Origin of the sequence: Micromonospora sp. NPDC005237, from assembly GCF_040607775.1 — a bacterium.
GTDB lineage: Bacteria > Actinomycetota > Actinomycetes > Mycobacteriales > Micromonosporaceae > Micromonospora.
Genome location: NZ_JBEXHJ010000002.1, coordinates 296,679 through 312,464 on the forward strand (window position 1 = coordinate 296,679; position 15,786 = coordinate 312,464).

At 74.2% G+C, this 15,786-nt stretch carries 14 protein-coding genes; 4 read left to right on the forward strand and 10 right to left on the reverse strand.

The features are described from left to right. The first annotated feature begins 35 nt into the window (after positions 1–35). The 3 genes from ABZT87_RS06280 to ABZT87_RS06290 are packed head-to-tail and all read left to right on the forward strand — an operon-like array spanning position 36 to position 2,357. Positions 36–761 carry an allophanate hydrolase subunit 1 gene (locus tag ABZT87_RS06280; RefSeq protein ID WP_354854994.1) on the forward strand — a complete coding sequence of 242 codons (726 nt, stop codon included), beginning with the start codon at positions 36–38 and terminating at the stop codon, positions 759–761. Next, entirely contained in the window at positions 758–1,621 is an 864-nt protein-coding gene (locus tag ABZT87_RS06285; protein WP_355134020.1) for a biotin-dependent carboxyltransferase family protein, read from the forward strand. Before ABZT87_RS06280 ends, ABZT87_RS06285 begins: the two co-directional genes overlap by 4 nt. Continuing rightward, a complete protein-coding gene (locus ABZT87_RS06290; RefSeq protein WP_354854996.1) occupies positions 1,605–2,357 on the forward strand; it encodes a 5-oxoprolinase subunit PxpA in 753 nt (250 codons plus the stop codon). Before ABZT87_RS06285 ends, ABZT87_RS06290 begins: the two co-directional genes overlap by 17 nt. On the opposite strand, the gene ABZT87_RS06295 is transcribed toward ABZT87_RS06290, so the two are convergent. The 9 genes from ABZT87_RS06295 to ABZT87_RS06335 all read right to left on the reverse strand — a co-directional run bounded on the left by ABZT87_RS06295 (position 2,354) and on the right by ABZT87_RS06335 (position 13,739). Further along, positions 2,354–4,192 (reverse strand): NHL domain-containing thioredoxin family protein, encoded by a 1,839-nt coding sequence (locus ABZT87_RS06295; RefSeq protein WP_355134022.1) that lies wholly within the window; start codon positions 4,190–4,192, stop codon positions 2,354–2,356. The genes ABZT87_RS06290 and ABZT87_RS06295 overlap by 4 nt on opposite strands. Positions 4,193–4,964: 772 nt before the next feature. Further along, positions 4,965–5,351 (reverse strand): hypothetical protein, encoded by a 387-nt coding sequence (locus tag ABZT87_RS06300; protein WP_355063232.1) that lies wholly within the window; start codon positions 5,349–5,351, stop codon positions 4,965–4,967. Between the two features lie 92 nt (positions 5,352–5,443). Next, entirely contained in the window at positions 5,444–8,038 is a 2,595-nt protein-coding gene (locus ABZT87_RS06305) for a hypothetical protein (protein ID WP_355134024.1), read from the reverse strand. A gap of 343 nt (positions 8,039–8,381) precedes the next feature. Next, a complete protein-coding gene (locus ABZT87_RS06310) occupies positions 8,382–8,519 on the reverse strand; it encodes a hypothetical protein (protein WP_007454215.1) in 138 nt (45 codons plus the stop codon). Between the two features lie 220 nt (positions 8,520–8,739). Then, the gene (locus tag ABZT87_RS06315) at positions 8,740–10,203 is read right to left on the reverse strand and encodes a dihydrolipoamide acetyltransferase family protein (RefSeq protein ID WP_355134588.1); all 1,464 of its coding nucleotides are present in this window, start codon (positions 10,201–10,203) and stop codon (positions 8,740–8,742) included. A gap of 5 nt (positions 10,204–10,208) precedes the next feature. Continuing rightward, the gene (locus ABZT87_RS06320; RefSeq protein WP_354863001.1) at positions 10,209–11,198 is read right to left on the reverse strand and encodes an alpha-ketoacid dehydrogenase subunit beta; all 990 of its coding nucleotides are present in this window, start codon (positions 11,196–11,198) and stop codon (positions 10,209–10,211) included. Beyond that, positions 11,198–12,373 carry a pyruvate dehydrogenase (acetyl-transferring) E1 component subunit alpha gene (gene pdhA, locus ABZT87_RS06325; protein WP_355064592.1) on the reverse strand — a complete coding sequence of 392 codons (1,176 nt, stop codon included), beginning with the start codon at positions 12,371–12,373 and terminating at the stop codon, positions 11,198–11,200. Before pdhA ends, ABZT87_RS06320 begins: the two co-directional genes overlap by 1 nt. A gap of 640 nt (positions 12,374–13,013) precedes the next feature. Beyond that, the gene (locus ABZT87_RS06330; protein ID WP_354863004.1) at positions 13,014–13,163 is read right to left on the reverse strand and encodes a hypothetical protein; all 150 of its coding nucleotides are present in this window, start codon (positions 13,161–13,163) and stop codon (positions 13,014–13,016) included. 18 nt (positions 13,164–13,181) lie between these two features. Continuing rightward, positions 13,182–13,739 carry a hypothetical protein gene (locus tag ABZT87_RS06335; RefSeq protein WP_355134026.1) on the reverse strand — a complete coding sequence of 186 codons (558 nt, stop codon included), beginning with the start codon at positions 13,737–13,739 and terminating at the stop codon, positions 13,182–13,184. Positions 13,740–13,889: 150 nt separating this feature from the next. Between ABZT87_RS06335 and ABZT87_RS06340 the strand changes: the two genes are divergently transcribed. Beyond that, positions 13,890–14,513: a phosphatase PAP2 family protein gene (locus tag ABZT87_RS06340; RefSeq protein ID WP_355134028.1), complete on the forward strand. Its 624-nt coding sequence runs from the start codon at positions 13,890–13,892 to the stop codon at positions 14,511–14,513. Between the two features lie 47 nt (positions 14,514–14,560). Here the strand turns inward: ABZT87_RS06340 and ABZT87_RS06345 are convergent, their stop codons facing one another. Next, positions 14,561–15,784, reverse strand: a complete 1,224-nt coding sequence (locus ABZT87_RS06345; protein ID WP_354860191.1) for a hypothetical protein — start codon at positions 15,782–15,784, stop codon at positions 14,561–14,563. Positions 15,785–15,786: the final 2 nt, after the last annotated feature.

A 15,786-nucleotide genomic window follows, 5' to 3' on the forward strand; every position in this document is an offset into this window, starting at 1 on the left:
CACCGGGTCGGCACGGCATCGGCGAGGATGAGCGGATGCGGATCCGACCCGCCGGTGCGCACGCCCTGCTGCTCGACTGCACCGCCCCGGCCGACATTCCCGAGGCGGCCCTGGTCGAAGCGTGGCGGGCCGAGTTGTGGCGCCGCCGCGAGCAGGGTGACCTGAACGCGGTCGAGATCGTGCCGGCGGCCCGCACCGTTCTGCTCGACGGCCTGCCCGACCCCACCGCCACCGCCGACCTGCTGTCCCGCTGGGCGCCGGCGGTCACCGCCGCGGCTGCTGCCACTGAGCGCGACGGCGTCGCGGCCGGCGCCACTGAGGACGACGGCGTCGCGGCCGGCGCCGGAGGCGGCGACACGACAATCGGCGGCGGCCACGGCGCGGAGGTCGTCGTTCCGGTCGAGTTCGACGGGCCGGACCTGCCGGTCGTCGCCGGCCACTGGGGCGTCGACGTGTCGGCCGTGCTGCGCCGCCTGACCAGCACCCGGTTCCGGGTGGCGTTCTGCGGGTTCGCCCCCGGTTTTCCCTACCTGACCGGGCTCCCCGCCGACCTGGCGCTGCCCCGGCTGCCCACTCCCCGCCCCCGGGTGCCGGCCGGCTCGGTCGCCCTCGCCGGCCCGTACGCCGGCATCTACCCCAGCGCGTCCCCCGGCGGCTGGCTGCTGGTCGGCCGGACCGACCTGCCCCTCTTCGACGTCGACGGCGACCCGCCCGCCCGGCTCGGTCCCGGCACCCGCGTCCGCATGGTGGCGACGACGTGACCCGGCCCGCCGAGATCGAGGTGCTCCGCGCGGGCGCCCTCACCACCGTGCAGGATCTGGGCCGGCCCGGCTGGGCGCACCTCGGCGTACCCCGCTCCGGCGCTCTCGACCCGACCGCCCTGCGGCTCGCCAACCGGCTGGTCGGCAACACCGAACAGGCCGCCGGCCTGGAAATCACCCTGACCGGCTGCACACTGCGGCTGACCCACGCCGCCACCGTGGCGCTCACCGGTGCCGAGGTGGCGGTCCGCGCCGGGGACCGGCCGGGCGACATTGGCCGCCCGCTCACCGTGCCGGCCGGGACCGTGCTGCGCGTCGGCCCCGCCCGTCGGGGCGTACGGAGCTGGCTCGCCGTGGCCGGCGGGATCGACGTGCCGCCGGTGCTCGGCAGCCGCGCCACCGACACCCTCGCCGGGCTCGGCCCGCCCGTGCTGCGCGACGGCGACCGGCTGCCGCTGGGCGTGCCGCCGGCCGAACCCGCGCCGGTGGACGTGACCATCGGCCCGGCACCCGCGCCCGAACTGCACCTGAGCGTGCGCCTCGGCCCCCGCGACGACTGGTTCACCCCGAGCGCGCTCGACCTGCTGTTCGGCACCCCGTACACCGTCAGCCCGGTCAGCAACCGGATCGGAGCGCGGCTCGCCGGCGCGGCCCTGCCCCGCGCGGTCGCCGGCGAACTGCCCAGCGAAGGCATCGTGCTCGGCGCGGTACAGGTGCCGGCGGACGGCCAACCCCTGATCTTCCTCGCCGACCATCCGACCACCGGCGGTTACCCGGTCATCGGGGTGGTCACCGACGTGACCCCGCTCGCGCAGGCCCGGCCAGGTACTACCGTCAGATTTCATGGACCTCAACGCTGACCTGGGCGAAGGATTCGGCATCTGGCGGCTCGGTGACGACGACGCGCTGCTGGGCCTGGTGACCTCCGCCAACGTGGCCTGTGGCTTCCATGGCGGTGACCCGTCCACCATGCGGCGGGTCTGCGAGGGCGCGGCGAAGCGCGGCGTCGCGGTGGGCGCGCAGGTCGGCTACCGGGACCTGGCCGGCTTCGGCCGGCGGCACATCGCGTACGACTTCGCCGAGCTGCGCGACGAGATCACCTACCAGTTGGGCGCGCTGGACGCCTTCTGCCGGCTGTTCGGCACCCGGGTCCGCTACCTCAAGCCGCACGGGGCGCTCTACCACGCGGCCGCCACCGACGAGTCCCAGGCGGCGGCGGTGGTCGCCGCCGTCGGCGGCCACGACCCCGAACTGCCCGTGCTCTGCCTACCCGGCTCGACGCTCGCCCAGCTCGCCGTCGGCGCGGGCCTACCCGTGGTCGCCGAGGCCTTCGCCGACCGCGGCTACCTGCCCAACGGGTCGCTGGTGCCGCGCGGCGCACCCGGCGCGCTGATCACCGATCCGGAGGAGGTGGCCACCCGGGCGGTACGGATGGCCACCGAACGGACCGTCGTCGCGGTGGACGGCACCGTGATCCCCTGCCCGGTGGAGTCGATCTGCGTACACGGGGACACACCGGGGGCGGTCTCCGCCACCGAGCTGGTCCGCGCCTCCCTGATCGACGCCGACGTCCCGCTCGCCCCGTTCGCCGCTTAGGCGTCCAGGCCGCGCAGGACCAGCGGAAGCCGGGACGCCGCGCCGTCGACCACCCGCACCGGGACGCCCCAGTCCTGCCGGGTCAGGTGGCAGGCCGCGTGCTCGACGTCCGCGTCGCAGGTCGCCGCCTGGGCGGTCACCTGGAGCACCCCGCCGGTCGCCTCGCTGTTGAGCACCAGCCGACGGGACAGCTCGGTGCCGGCGCCGGCGCCCTCCACCAGCAGCTCCGGTGGGGAGGCGGACACCACCAGCCGGGTCGACGGCCCGAACGTCTCGTCCAGCTTCTGCCCCGGCGCGGGCGTGAAGACGATGTCCAGGATGACCTCGCCCGCCGCCACGTCGGTCGGCTTCCGCTCGGTGCGGTGCCGGGGGCCGTCCACGGTGCTCGCACCGGCCGCCGACAACGCGCCGGGCGCCAGCCGGGTCAGGCGGTGCGCGGCGGACTCGACCACCAGCACCTCACCGGCCGGGGTGAGCACCAGGTCACTCGGCTCGGCCAGCCCGTCCGCGACCGTGGACACCTGGCCGGTGGCGGGGTCGAAGCGGCGCACCGCGCCGTTGTAGGTGTCCGCGATCAGCACCGAGCCGTCCGGCAGCGCGCACACCCCCAGCGGGTGCTGGAGCAGCGCCGACTCGGCCGGCCCGTCCACGTGCCCGAAGTCGAAGAGCCCCTGCCCGACGGCGGTGCCCAGCACCCCGTTCTCGACGTACCGGACGGAACTGGTCTCGCTGTCGGCGATCCAGAGCCGGGCGCCGTCGGCGGAGACGGAAAGCCCCGACGGCTGCGCCATCCACGCCTCGGCCAGCGGGCCGTCGCGCAGCGCCTCCACGGTGGTGCCCGCGTACATGCCGGCGGTCCGCTTGATCGGGTCGAACCACCAGAGCTGGTGGATGCCCGCCATCGCGATGATCAGCTTGTCGTCGTACCAGGCCAGGTCCCACGGTGAGGACAGGTCCACGGAGAGCGCGTCGTGCGCGTGGTCGTCGACCGAGGCACGCCACTGCCGGCCGCTGCCGGCCACGGTGACCACCTCGCCGGACTCCAGCCGTACGCCGCGCAGCAGGTGGTTGACGGTGTCGGCGACCACCAGGTCGTAGCCGGCCACCTCGGCGACGTGCGTGGGCAGCAGGCAGAGGCCCTGCGGCTCGGAGAAGGTCGCCGCCTCGGCCGGCCCGTCGGCCCGACCCCGCTCGCCCGAGCCGATGCGGCGAACCGGCGTCTCGCCGTCCGGAGCCACCTCGACCAGGGAGTGCCGGGCCGAGTCCGAGACCAGCAGGTTGCCGTCCGGCAGCAGCACCGCCTTGCCCGGGAAGCGCAGCGCGGTCTCCGGGGCGGGCGGCGGAACGTACGGACCGGTGCCCCGGTGCAGGGTGCCCTTCGCCTCGTGGGTGGCGATCAGCTCGTCGATCAGCCGGGCCAGCCCTTCGGCGTGGCCCTCGCCGGCCATGGTGGCCACCACGTAACCCTCCGGGTCGATCACCGACAGGGTCGGCCAGGCCCGGGCCGCGTACTGCTGCCACATGTCCAGCTCGGGGTCATCGAGTACGGGGTGGTGCACGCCGTACCGCTCGACGGCGGCGGCCAGCGCGTCGGCGTCCTTCTCGTGCTCGAACTTCGGCGAGTGCACGCCGATCACGACGAGCACGTCGCCGTACTTCTCCTCCAGCGGCCGCAGCTCGTCGAGCACGTGCAGGCAGTTGATGCAGCAGAAGGTCCAGAAATCAGCGAGGACGATCTTGCCGCGCAGATCCTGCAAGCTCAGGTCCTTGCCGCCGGTGTTGAGCCACTGCCGGCCCCGTAGTTCGGGTGCCCGTACGCGCGCTGTCGTTCCCATGCCTGTCAGCCTGCCACGCCTCGCGGGCCCGGCCGCCGTGACCCGGGCGACAGAGCTGTCAGCCAGGCGATCGGTGGCAGCTCAGCAAGGCGATGCTCGGCGTGTCTAGTTGCTCAGCCGCCATCGATCAAGGAAACGGGTCCCGACATCGACTGCCATCTGGATTTCGGGTCGGGTCGGCCGAGGAATCCGACAGGGCCTAGCCGCGGCCGCCCTCGTTGCGTTCCCGGCGCTTGGCTGCGTACGCGCGGACCTCGGAGGCGTCCCAGATGCGGCCGACGGTCAGTGTGGAGCCGATAACGTCCGATCTGGTCCGCCGCTCCCGCGGTTGGGCGAGCGAGCCGACACGGACCGACGCCCAGCCGGTCCGAGCGCCGTGTCTGCTGCGCTCTCCGGCGAATCGGACCAACGTGGGGTGGCGCCGGTGAACGCGCACTGGCCGCAGCGCCCGTCGTGGGACTGCGAGGCGTGTGGACAGCCGTACCCCTGTCCTGAGGCTCGGGCCATGTTCGCGGTCGGTGACCCCTGGGCGGCGGCGACCTACCTCGCGAGTCAGTTCGTGGCTGCCGTGAACGACCTTCCGACGGTGCCGGTGGTCGACCTGTACGCACGGTTCCTGCTATCCGTGCCCCTACGCGCGCGAAGAGGCGGTGGCGCAGGGCCGAGTGCCCGCCGAAGTCGCCGTCGAGGTGGCGGCCTACGTGACTCGTCATAATGCGACGACGAGCCTGCGCAGGCATCTGTTGACCACCCGAAGGCCAGACCGGGTGGGTCAGCGGCCGAGCGCGCCGACCTCGCTGATCTCGGTGGCGAGGGTTGGACAGACCCAGATCGCTCGGCCGGTGCGTACCACCGCCGTCAGAGGGTGACTCACCGGATGCTCGGGACAGGGTGGCCAATTGGTGGCGCGGCCCAGAGACCACAGCGCCTCAATCGCCCACTCCTGAACCTGGGCGGCGAGCGTGACGAGCTGGGTAACGGTCGGTTGGCCAAGGTCGACCGAGACTCCCTGGCCAGAACCATCGGCAGCGTAGAGAAAGGCGCTGGCGGTATGGGGGTCGTCTCGCCACGGTTCGTCACGAAGGTCGGGCTGCACCCCGCCGTGCGTCTCGAGATCGGACAGAATCAGCTCCAGCGCCGCCGCCAGTTCGCGTTCCACAAGCGGATTGTGCCCGAGTTTGAGTTTGGTGAAGCGGGCGGGAACGACGACGGCGGAGCCACGGTTGCCCGTGGCTCCGCCGTCGATGCGTTCTACTTGGTGGCCGGCTTGAGGCAGAGCACCCGGTTGGTGCCCTCGCCGGGCAGCACCACGTGGGGCTGAGCGGGGTCGGCGCACTTGTCCTTGGCGTCCACCTTGGAAACGATCGTGAACGCGCCCGCCTCGCCGCAGTCCACCGCCGAGGCGCCCTGGCCGGCCTGCTTCACGCAGGTGCCGACCGCCGGGTCGAAGGCCGGCGAGTCGTCCCCACCGCCGAACTTGCCGAGCAGCATCAGCAGGCCGAGCGGCACCGCCAGGATCAGCACGGCGGCGATCAACACCGCGGCCAGGACCCGACCGTTGCGCACCTTCGGCACCGGAGGCTCCGCCTTGGGCTCCTCCGCGTCCGGCTTGAACGAGTCGAACCGGCCCTGGTCCGATTCGGTGGCCTCCTGGCCCCAGGACGGCCCTGGCTGCTGGGGCGGCGGGAAGGCCGGGAACTGACCACCCGGCGCCTGCTCGATGGCCGGCGCACCGAAGCCCGGCGCGCCGTTCACCGCGGCGGTGCCGGCGGCCGGTGCCCCGAAGCGGTCGGCTGGGCGCTCACCGCCGGACTGCGGTCGAACGCCGTTCACCGGCCGGTTGTTGCCCGGCGCGTCGACGAAGGACGGCACACCGGGTGGGAACGCCGGCGGCGCGGCAGCGGCCGAGGGGGGCTCGCCGAACCCGTTGGGCGCCGACGACCGTTCCCGGTCGTCGAACTGCGGCTCGGACGGCGAGTCGTCGCCCCAACCGGGGAAGCCCTGCTGCCGATCCGGCCCGTTCTGCCAGTCCGGCGGGCCCTGGCGCTCCGGCGCCTGCTGCCAGTCCGGTGCGGCCGGGCGCTCAGGCGCCTGCTGCCAGTCGGGCATGGCCGGGCGACCAGCGTCCTGCTGCCAGTCGGGCGCGCCCTGGCGGCCGGCGTCCTGCTGCCAGTCAGGCATGCCCGGACGCTCGGGAGCCGGGTCGGCCTGGAACGCCTCCGGGGCTGCCTGCTCCGGCTCGTTGTCCGACTCGGGTCGGGCCGGGCGGCCGTACACCCGGGGTTGTGGCGTGGCGGCGCTGGTCGGCCGCATGGCCTGGTCGGCCGGGGGCATCACCCGGCTGGCCAGCGGCACCGAGGCGCTCGCCGACGCGCGGCTCGCCGCGCTGGCGGCCGACTCGGCGTCCGAGACCGGTACGACGGCGCGGCCCGCTCCCGACTCCGGGGAGGTGCGCGGAGCGGGCACCGCGGCGGCGCTCGCCGACGCCTCCTCGGCCCGGCCCCAGCCGGCCGGCTCGGCCTCGTACTGTGCCGCCGCTTCCGGGGCGTCCCGGTCGGCATACGCCGGCTGCTCGGGGATCGGGGGGTACTGCGTCGACGGCGCGTAGTCGGCCGGCGGGGCGGCGGCGAGGCTGGCGCCCGGCACGCGCTGCTCCTGCGGCGGTAGCGGCACCGCGTTGGCGGGTGAGATGCCGGGCGCGGGCGCCGGCTGGTAGGCCGGCGGCTCGTCGGCCCGGTCGGCGTCCCAGCCGCCTCGCGACTGGGCTTCCGCCTCGGCGCGGCCCCACACCTCGCCCGGCGCCCACGGCTGAACCTCCGCGACGCCGGGGTTGGCCTGCACCGGGTTGTCCGGGCCGGCGGCGGCCCAGCCGGGCGTCGCGTCGCTGCCGGGCACGCTGACGCTGGCCCGGGCGGCCGCAGGGCCGGCCTGCTCGGCCTGGGGCCAGGCGGTCGGTTCCGGACGCTCGGCCGGCTGGTCCTGGGGTGCGAGCACCCAGTCCGGCTGCTGCGGGCGGCCCTCGGCGGCACCCCAGGCGGCGGGCTGCGGGGCCTCTTCCTGCGCGGGCCAGTTCGCCGCCGGGACCTGGGCCGCGCCACGGGAGCCGGCCGACTCGGCCTGCCCCCAGCCGGGGGACGGCTGCTCGGCCTGCCCGGCGGGCTGGCCCCAGGTCTGCGGGGCCTGCTCGGCTGGCGTCCAGACGGGCTGGTCGTCCCGCGCGGCGGCGGCGCCGACGGCCCAGCCACCGGACCCGGACGGGTCGTCCTGCGGGCCGGCTGCGCCGGATCGGCCGGCGGGCTGCGCCGGATCGGCGTGCCACTCACCGGCGGGCGGGCTGGTCTGCCCCGACCCAGCCCATCCGCCGGAGCGGGACGGGTCGTCCTGGGCGGCGGGCCACGCGGCGGTGGCCGGGGGCACCTGCGCGGCGCCCCGGGCGGCCGGCTGGGCCGGTGCCCAGTCGGGCTGCTCCGGGGAACCGGCGGCCCAGGCGGGCGCGGCCGGCTCGGGCGGCGTCCAGCCCTGCTGCGGGGGAGTCCATGCGGCGGGCTGCCCCTGCTCCGGCGCGGCACCGCCGGTGGCCCACGCGGGCTGCGCCGGGTCGCTGGACTGCGGTGCGGCGGCGGCACCCCAGGCGGGGTTCGGCTGCTGCTCGGACTGGGTCGCCCAGGCCGGGGCGGACGGGTTCGGCCGCGCGGGTGGCGGGGGCGCCCAGCCCATTTCGGGGCCGGTGGCGTTGTAGCCGTTGTCCGGCTGCGCCGGGCGGTCGCCGTACGGCGCCGGTCCGCCGGCGCCCGGTGACACCTCGTCCGGCTCCTGGCCGGGGCGGTGCGGGCCCTCGGACGTCATGGGTGCGCCTCCTCCATCACATGTCGGCCGCCGGTGCCGATCGGTCTCCTCGGCATGGCTGCCGGCGTCACCGGCGTACCGCCGTGCCGGCTCCCCGCACCGTATCCGGTGGCCGCACGAGGCGTCCAAGGAGCACCGGTCGTCACTCCCCGTCGCCGGGTGGTGTCGAGCAGCTTCTATCGGCTCGGCGTCGGCCGGGCCGGCGGGCGGCGACCGAAGCCCACCGTACCGGGCGCTGCGGCAGCACGGAATCCCGGTGTCAGGTGCTGGCGCAACGCCGATGGCCCATCCGGTGAGCCGGATGGGCCATCGATCTGGAGGAGGTGAGGAATGTCGTGGAGCGTCAGCTCATGTGACGCTGGGCGATGACGAGGAGTTCCTCGCGAACGGCCGGCGAGTTGGCCGAGCGCAGCGCGTGCTCGATGGCACGGGCGCGGCGGTTGGCGTCGCGGTGGTTGCGGATTCGCTCGATCATGCTCATTTGGTGGGTCCTCCTGGCTATTCGGTTGTCGGCCCCTGATGCATCTATTCAACCGCAGAACTCGGCCAACTTCCATCGATTATTAGGTGAGCTGGGACACCTGCCTAACAATCAAAGGTCAAGGGGGCTTGTGGCCGACGGTTTCGTCGCTCAACGGACACGGCCGGTGTGCCGGGCGTTAACCCGTGGCACACCGGCCGTGGCTGGCGTTTCGGACCGGTCAGGTCCAGGCGAGCAGCGCCGCCTCGGGGTCGGCGAGGAAGTCGCCGATGTCGCGCAGGAACTTCGAGCCCAGCTCACCGTCGATGATCCGGTGGTCGAAACTCAGACCCAGCGTGGTGACCTGCCGCGCCTTGACCTTGCCCTTGTGCACCCACGGCATCTCCCGCACCGCGCCGAAGGCGAGGATCGCCGACTCGCCCGGCGGCAGGATCGGCGTGCCGGTGTCCACCCCGAACACCCCGACGTTGGTGATGGTCAGGGTGCCGCCGGACATGTCCGCGGGCGAGGTGCGGCCGGACTTCGCCGTCTGCACCAGGCCGTTCAGCGCGTCGGCCAACTCCCGCAGCGAGAGCCGGCCGGCGTCCTTCACGTTCGGCACGATCAGGCCGCGCTCGGTGGCCGCCGCGATGCCGAGGTTGACGTACTCCTTGACCACGATCTCGTCGCCGGCCCAGGTCGAGTTGACCATCGGGTGCCGCTTGACCGCCAGCAGCACGGCCTTCGCCACCAGCAGCAGCGGCGAGACTCGGACGTCGCGCCACTCCCGCCGGCCCCGCAGGCGCTCCAGCGCCTTCATCGCCCGGGTCACGTCGACGGTCAGGAACTCCGTCACGTGCGGAGCGGTGAACGCCGAGCGGGACATGTTCTCGGCGGTGAGCTTGCGGACGCCCTTGACCGGGATGCGCTGCTCACGGTCGGCGCCGAAGCTCGCGACGCTCGTCGCGGCCCGGGTGACCGCGACCGGCTCGGCCGCCGCCACGGAACCGCTCACCGCCTGCTGTACGTCCTCCCGGGTGATCGAGCCCAGCGGCCCCGACCCGGTCAGCGTGCTCAGGTCGACGCCGAGGTCCTTGGCGAGCTTGCGTACCGGCGGCTTGGCCAACACGAGCCCGCCCGGCACCGGACCGCCGTTCCCGTTGCGGACCGGCTCCGGCGTGACCGGCTGCGGTGCGACCGGTGCCGGCGCGACCGGCGCCTCGGCCTGCGCCGGTACGGCACCCTTGCGGGGCCGGCGCTTCGCGGCGGTGGTACGCGGGCCGTAGCCGACGAGCACCGCCGTCCGCCCGCCCGGGGCGGCACCGCCGATCAGGCCCGGCTCGATCATGCCCTCGGCCGGGGCCAGCTCCACGGCCGCCAGCGAGGCCGCCGACGGGGTGGGCAGGTCGCCGGTGGGCGTGGCCGTGGTCGACGCGGTGGTGTCCAGCGGGCCCGCGCCCGGGTCGGTGTCGATCGCGATGATCGGCGTACCGACCTCGACAGTGGTGCCCTCCGGGTGGTGGATCGCCTGCACCTGCCCGGCCCACTTCGCCGGGATCTCCACCGCCGCCTTGGCCGTCTCGACCTCGACGATCGGTTGGTTCAGCTCGATGGTGTCGCCGACCTTGACCAGCCAGGCCAGGATCTCGCCCTCGGTCAGCCCCTCGCCCAGGTCGGGCAGGTTGAACGTCTTGATCCGGGACATGCCGCTCACCAGCCGAAGGTGCGGTCGACGGCGTCGAGCACCCGGTCGAGGTCGGGCAGGTACTCCTCCTCCACCCGGGCGGCCGGGTAGGGGGTGTCGAAGCCCGTGACCCGCAGCACCGGCGACTCCAGGGAGTAGAAGCACTCCTCGGTGATCCGGGCGGCCAGCTCGGCGCCGAGGCCGATGTTGGACGGCGCCTCGTGCACCACGACCGCGCGGCCGGTGCGCTTCACCGACTCGTAGGCGGCGGCGAGGTCCAGCGGGGACAGCGAGCGCAGGTCGATGACCTCCAGCTCCCGGCCGTCCTCGGCGGCGGCCGTCGCGGCCTCCAGGCAGGTCCGCACCATCGGCCCGTACGCCAGCAGGGTCACGTCGGTGCCGGGCCGCACCACCCGTGCCGAGTGCAGGGGGTACGCGCCGGACAGCGGCGCGTCCAGGTCGACCTGGCCCTTCTCCCAGTACCGCCGCTTGGGCTCCAGGAAGACGATCGGGTCGTCCGAGGCGATGGCCTGCTGGATCATCACGTAGGCGTCCTGCGGGTTGGCGCAGGTCACCACCTTCAGGCCGGCGGTGTGGGCGAAGTACGCCTCCGGCGATTCGGAGTGGTGCTCGACCGCGCCGATGCCACCGCCGTACGGGATCCGGATGACCATGGGGATGCTGAGCCGGCCGCCCGAGCGGTAGTGCATCTTCGCCACCTGCGACACGATCTGGTCGTACGCGGGGTAGACGAAGCCGTCGAACTGGATCTCGCAGACCGGCCGGTAGCCACGGATGGCCAGGCCGACGGCGGTGCCGATGATGCCGGACTCGGCCAGCGGGGTGTCGATCACCCGCTGGTCGCCGAAGTCCTTCTGGAGCCCGTCGGTGATCCGGAAGACGCCGCCGAGCTTGCCGACGTCCTCGCCCATGATGATGACCTTGGGGTCGGTCTCCAGGGCGCGGCGCAGGCCGGTGTTGAGGGCCTTGCCGAGGGTGAGCGTCTCCGTGGCCATCAGTGGGCGCTCCCCTCGAACGACTCCATGTAGCGGTTGAACTGCGCACGCTGCTCGTCGAGCAGCGGCGACCCGTTGGGGTAGACGTGGTCGAACATCGTCACCGGCTCCGGGTCGGGCATGGTGAGCACCCGCTCGCGCAGGTGCACCGCCTCGCGGCGGGCCTGCTCGTCGACCTCGGCGAAGAAGGCCGCGTCGGCGATCTGCTGCTTCTCCAGGAAGGCCTTGACCCGGATGATCGGGTCCTTGGCCTGCCACGACTCCACCTCGCTGGCGATCCGGTAACGGGTCGGATCGTCGGAGGTGGTGTGCGCGCCCATCCGGTAGGTGTACGCCTCGATCAGGCTCGGGCCCTGCCCGTGCCGGGCGTTGTCCAGCGCCGTGCGGGTGACCGCGTACGACGCCAGCACGTCGTTGCCGTCCACCCGTACGCCGGGGAAACCGAAGCCGGCGGCCCGCTGGTAGAGCGGGACGCGGGTCTGCCGCTCCAGCGGCTCGGAGATCGCGTACTGGTTGTTCTGGCAGAAGAAGACCAGCGGCGCGTTGAACACGCTGGCCCAGACGAACGCCTCGTTCACGTCGCCCTGGCTGGTCGCCCCGTCGCCGAAGTAGGCGATCGCGGCCTCGCCGTCATCGGTGCCGACCTTGCCGTCCATGGTGATGCCCATGGCGTACCCGGTCGCGTGCAGGGTCTGCGCGCCGATGACGATCGTGTACATGTTGAACTTGAACTCGTTCGGGTCCCAGCCGCCCTGGTCGACGCCGCGGAACAGACCGAGCGGCATGATCGGGTCGATGCCCCGGCAGTAGAGGACGCCGTGCTCCCGGTAGGTCGGGAAGGCCATGTCCTGCGTCCGCAGCGCGCGCCCGGAGCCGACCTGGGCGGCCTCCTGGCCGAGCAGGCTGGCCCAGAGGCCCAGCTCGCCCTGCCGCTGGAGCGCGGTCGCCTCGGCGTCCAGCTTGCGGACCAGCACCAGGTCGCGGTAGAGCCCGCGGTACTCCTCGTCGGTGAAGTCGACACGGTACTCGGTGCCGTCCGGCCCGGTGGCGCTGTCGATCCGCTCGCCTTCGGGGGTGAGCAGCTGCACCAGCTCGGGGTCGCCGGTCGCGCCCTTCTTGGAGCGGGGAGCTGCCCGCCTGCTGCGGGTGGTGCCCCCGGGGTCGCCCTTTGCCATCGGTCTCTCCCTGTCGTGTCTGCGTCGGCACCGGGGGATCACCCGGCCACGCAACTCGTGCGCCTGCCCGGCTGCTGCCGGACCGGTTCCTGGCGGCCGCGCCTAGCCCCGGTGGGGGTTGCCGCGCGGCGTGAGCCGGGTTCTGGCCGAACCCGGTTCGGGAGCGCCGGCGCCGGGCCGCGCCTGCCGCGAGGGTGCGCGGAGGTCACGGCTGCGTTGCCGTCGTGCTCCATATTCGCAGAGCAGGTGAGCGCGCCCACAGTACGCCCGCCTTGCATTCCGACCGCCCACGGTTTGATGTCCTTTGTCGCCATCGTGCCGCGCTGCGTCCACCGGGCAATCCGGTGATGATTCGTCACCGTTCGGGCAGTGCCGCGTGTCGACACGCGGTGGATGTTGGCTGACGGAGGGTGACTGGGTGAGGCTGATTACCGCAGGAACATGCCGATCGGGTGATTAGCCGGATTCCCACCGGTGAACGCCCCCGGCGTGCCTCGGACGGCGACGACAAGGGGTGTGCGGTGGACGAGCCAGGTGACGGTCCCGGCACACCCATGCTCGGACGCCACCGGTCGCCAGGCGGCTACCGCCGGGTGATCGGGTCACACCGGGCACCCGGCGCGGGCGGGCCCTCCCGGGGTTACCTGCTCACCGTCGCACTGTTGGCCGGCACCGCGTCGATGCCGGTCCTCGCCGCGGTCAGCGCGGGCTCGGCCACCCCGGGCAGCAGCGCGCTACCTGACACCAGCACCCCGTTCATCCCGACCCCGTCGGTCGGGCCGGTGGTCATCCCGATGCCGGTGACCAGTCAGCCGCCGCCGCTCGCGTTGCCGGCACCGGGCACACCCAGCGCCGGCCCGACCGCGACCGCTGACTGGGTGCCCGCCGCTCCCTGGCGTCTCCCGGACGAGTCGTGGTCCGGCCCGACGGCCGACGACCGGCTGCCCGCCCGTCGGATGGTGCCCGCGCCACCGGCGCCGCGACCCACCCGGAGCGCCCCGCCGGCCGCACCGCCGCCCCCGCACCCGACCAGCCCGTCGCCGTCGCCGGCGCCGACCGGGTCACCGGACCCGGACCCGACCGAAACGCCCCCGCCGAGCCCGACGCCGACCGACTCGGCGACACCCACCGCGACCGGTTCGTCGACCGCCACCGCCGTCCCCACCAGCACCCTCCCCGCACCCGCCAGCACATCCCCGCCGTCGGCCACGCCCGGCCCGTCGGCCACCCCTGGCCCGTCGGCCACCCCTGGCCCGTCGACCATGCCCGGCCCGCCGACCACCCGGCCCGAGCCGACCACCCCACCGTCGCCGCGCGCGCCGACCTCCCGGATGCCGTCGTCGGTCACCGCGCGACCGCCGGTCACGCCGCCCACGTCGGCCGACCCGGCGACGCCAACCGGGCGTCCGTCGCCGGCCGGACCCACGCGTCCCACCCAGTCCCCGGCGGTACGGTGACGAGCAGACGTCGCCGAGACGGCGGTGGTCGGCGGTAGGCGCGTACCGGAGGGGGTGGCGTGGGCGGCGGTGTGGAACCCCGCCCGGTCGCCGCCCGGCCCGGTCCAGGGCTGCGGGTCGCCCGACTGGTCACCGAGCTGACCGCCCCGGCCGTGCTGGTGTCGCTGCTGATGGTCGCCGTGAGCTGGCACAGCACTCGGGGCAGTGCCCGCGGCCTGCTCTGGGGTCTGCTCGCGACGCTCTTCGTCACCGGCATCCCGTTCGCCTACATCGTCGGCGGGGTCCGCCGCGGTCGGCTCACCGACCACCACATCGGCCGTCGGGAGCAGCGCCGGGTGCCGCTGCTGGTCGGCCTCGGCTCGGTCGCCGCCGGGCTCGCCCTGCTCGTCGTCCTCGGCGCGCCCCGGCCGTTGCTGGCGTTGGCGGTGGCCGGGCTGGTCGGACTGGTGGTCGCCGTGTCGGTGAGCCACTGGTGGAAGATGTCGATCCACTCGGCGGTCTCCGCCGGCACCCTGGTCATCCTGGCGCTGACCTTCGGGCGCGGGTTCCTCGTCGCCGCGCCGCTGTTGGCCGTGGTCGGCTGGTCCCGCGTACGCCTGCGGGATCACACCGTCTCGCAGGTGCTCGCCGGCGGTGTGCTCGGCGCGCTGATCGCCGCGGTCGTCTTCGGTCTGCTGCGCTGAGCGACCGTCGCCGGGCGGGCGGCGTGGTGCCGCCCGCCCGGCGGCCGTCAGGCGCCGTCGTCGGCGAGGCGGTGCCGGTTCGCCTCGATCCAGGCGTCCAGCGCGGCCGGGTCGTCCGGGTCCACGCCGTCGGCCATCAGTTGCGCGACCGCGGCCGTGGCCGGGCTGCGCCGCTCGCCGGTGGAGTAGAGCCGGGCGAACTCCGGCACCATCTCCTCGATCGCCTCGTCGGTGCGTGTCGCGGCCGCCTCGGGCAGCCCGCGCTGGCGCGACGCGTACCGGGCCCAGGCGCGCAGCACCCGGGGCAGCATCGCCGCGTCGTCCATGTCCAGCACGGCGCGGCGGTGCACCCAGTCGAGCAGGAAGAGCCCGGCCACGGCCGGGCTCCAGCGCATCGGGTCGGCGTCCGGGAAACTCGCCGAGTGGTCCAGCAGCAGGCTCAGGCAGAAGTGCAGCGAGGCGAGTTCCGGGCCGTCGACGCTGTCGAGCCCGAACCGGGCGGCCTCCGGCGCCGCCAGGAACCGCCGGACCAGGTCGGTGCGCTCGGCGGCGGACAGCGGCTCGACCTCCGCCGGGCCGGTCGGGTCGGCTGCCGTGGGGAGTAGCGCCAGCCGGGCGCCGACCAGCGCGCGGTCGGTGGAGAGCGAACCCTCGCCGGGCAGCTCGGTCAGGTCGTCGGTGACCGAGAGGTGCCGGGCCACCTCGCCCCGCAGCCGGGACGGGTCCTCGGTGCGGAACCAGGTCAGCTCGTCGTCGGCGCACATCTGCCGGACCTGGTCCAGGATCCGCTCCGCCGGCCCGCCGACGAAGATGTCCTTGGTGATCCCGATGTTGTGGTCGACCAGGGCCACCAGGGCGTGCTCCGGGCCACCGGCCGCGTCGTCGTACGCGAAGGTGGCGAGGTAGGAGGTCTGGTCGCCGTACACGTCGCCGTACGCCCAGCTGCCGGTCAGGTGCACCCGGCCGAGCTGCCCGGACCAGGCGGGCGCCTGGCTGCCCGGACGCACCCGCTCGGTGCCCTCGGCGGTCGGGACGAGCGTGGCGAAGACCTGCCGGATGGTGGTCGCCGCCGCGATCCGGCGGCGGGCGGTGGCGGCGAGGAACCCGGTGACGAACTCCCGCACGGCGGTGTCGCGGTCGGTCTCCGCGATCGCGTAGACACTGCCCAGCAGCGCGCTGCCGAGCATCTCGGCGTCGAGGGCGGACTCCAGCTTGGTCACGTCGCGTGCGGCGTGCAGCACCGCGTCGTAAGGGGTCTGAGGCGTGGCCATGC

Coding starts and splice junctions, on each gene's coding strand:
- ABZT87_RS06345 (WP_354860191.1), bottom strand. CDS start 15,784: ATGGCCACGCCTCAGACCCCTTACGACGCGGTGCTGCACGCCGCACGC.
- ABZT87_RS06320 (WP_354863001.1), bottom strand. CDS start 11,198: ATGGCCACGGAGACGCTCACCCTCGGCAAGGCCCTCAACACCGGCCTG.
- pdhA (WP_355064592.1), bottom strand. CDS start 12,373: ATGGCAAAGGGCGACCCCGGGGGCACCACCCGCAGCAGGCGGGCAGCT.
- ABZT87_RS06305 (WP_355134024.1), bottom strand. CDS start 8,038: ATGACGTCCGAGGGCCCGCACCGCCCCGGCCAGGAGCCGGACGAGGTG.
- ABZT87_RS06310 (WP_007454215.1), bottom strand. CDS start 8,519: ATGAGCATGATCGAGCGAATCCGCAACCACCGCGACGCCAACCGCCGC.
- ABZT87_RS06330 (WP_354863004.1), bottom strand. CDS start 13,163: ATGACCACCGGCCCGACCGACGGGGTCGGGATGAACGGGGTGCTGGTG.
- ABZT87_RS06315 (WP_355134588.1), bottom strand. CDS start 10,203: ATGTCCCGGATCAAGACGTTCAACCTGCCCGACCTGGGCGAGGGGCTG.
- ABZT87_RS06295 (WP_355134022.1), bottom strand. CDS start 4,192: ATGGGAACGACAGCGCGCGTACGGGCACCCGAACTACGGGGCCGGCAG.
- ABZT87_RS06280 (WP_354854994.1), top strand. CDS start 36: ATGCGGATCCGACCCGCCGGTGCGCACGCCCTGCTGCTCGACTGCACC.
- ABZT87_RS06290 (WP_354854996.1), top strand. CDS start 1,605: ATGGACCTCAACGCTGACCTGGGCGAAGGATTCGGCATCTGGCGGCTC.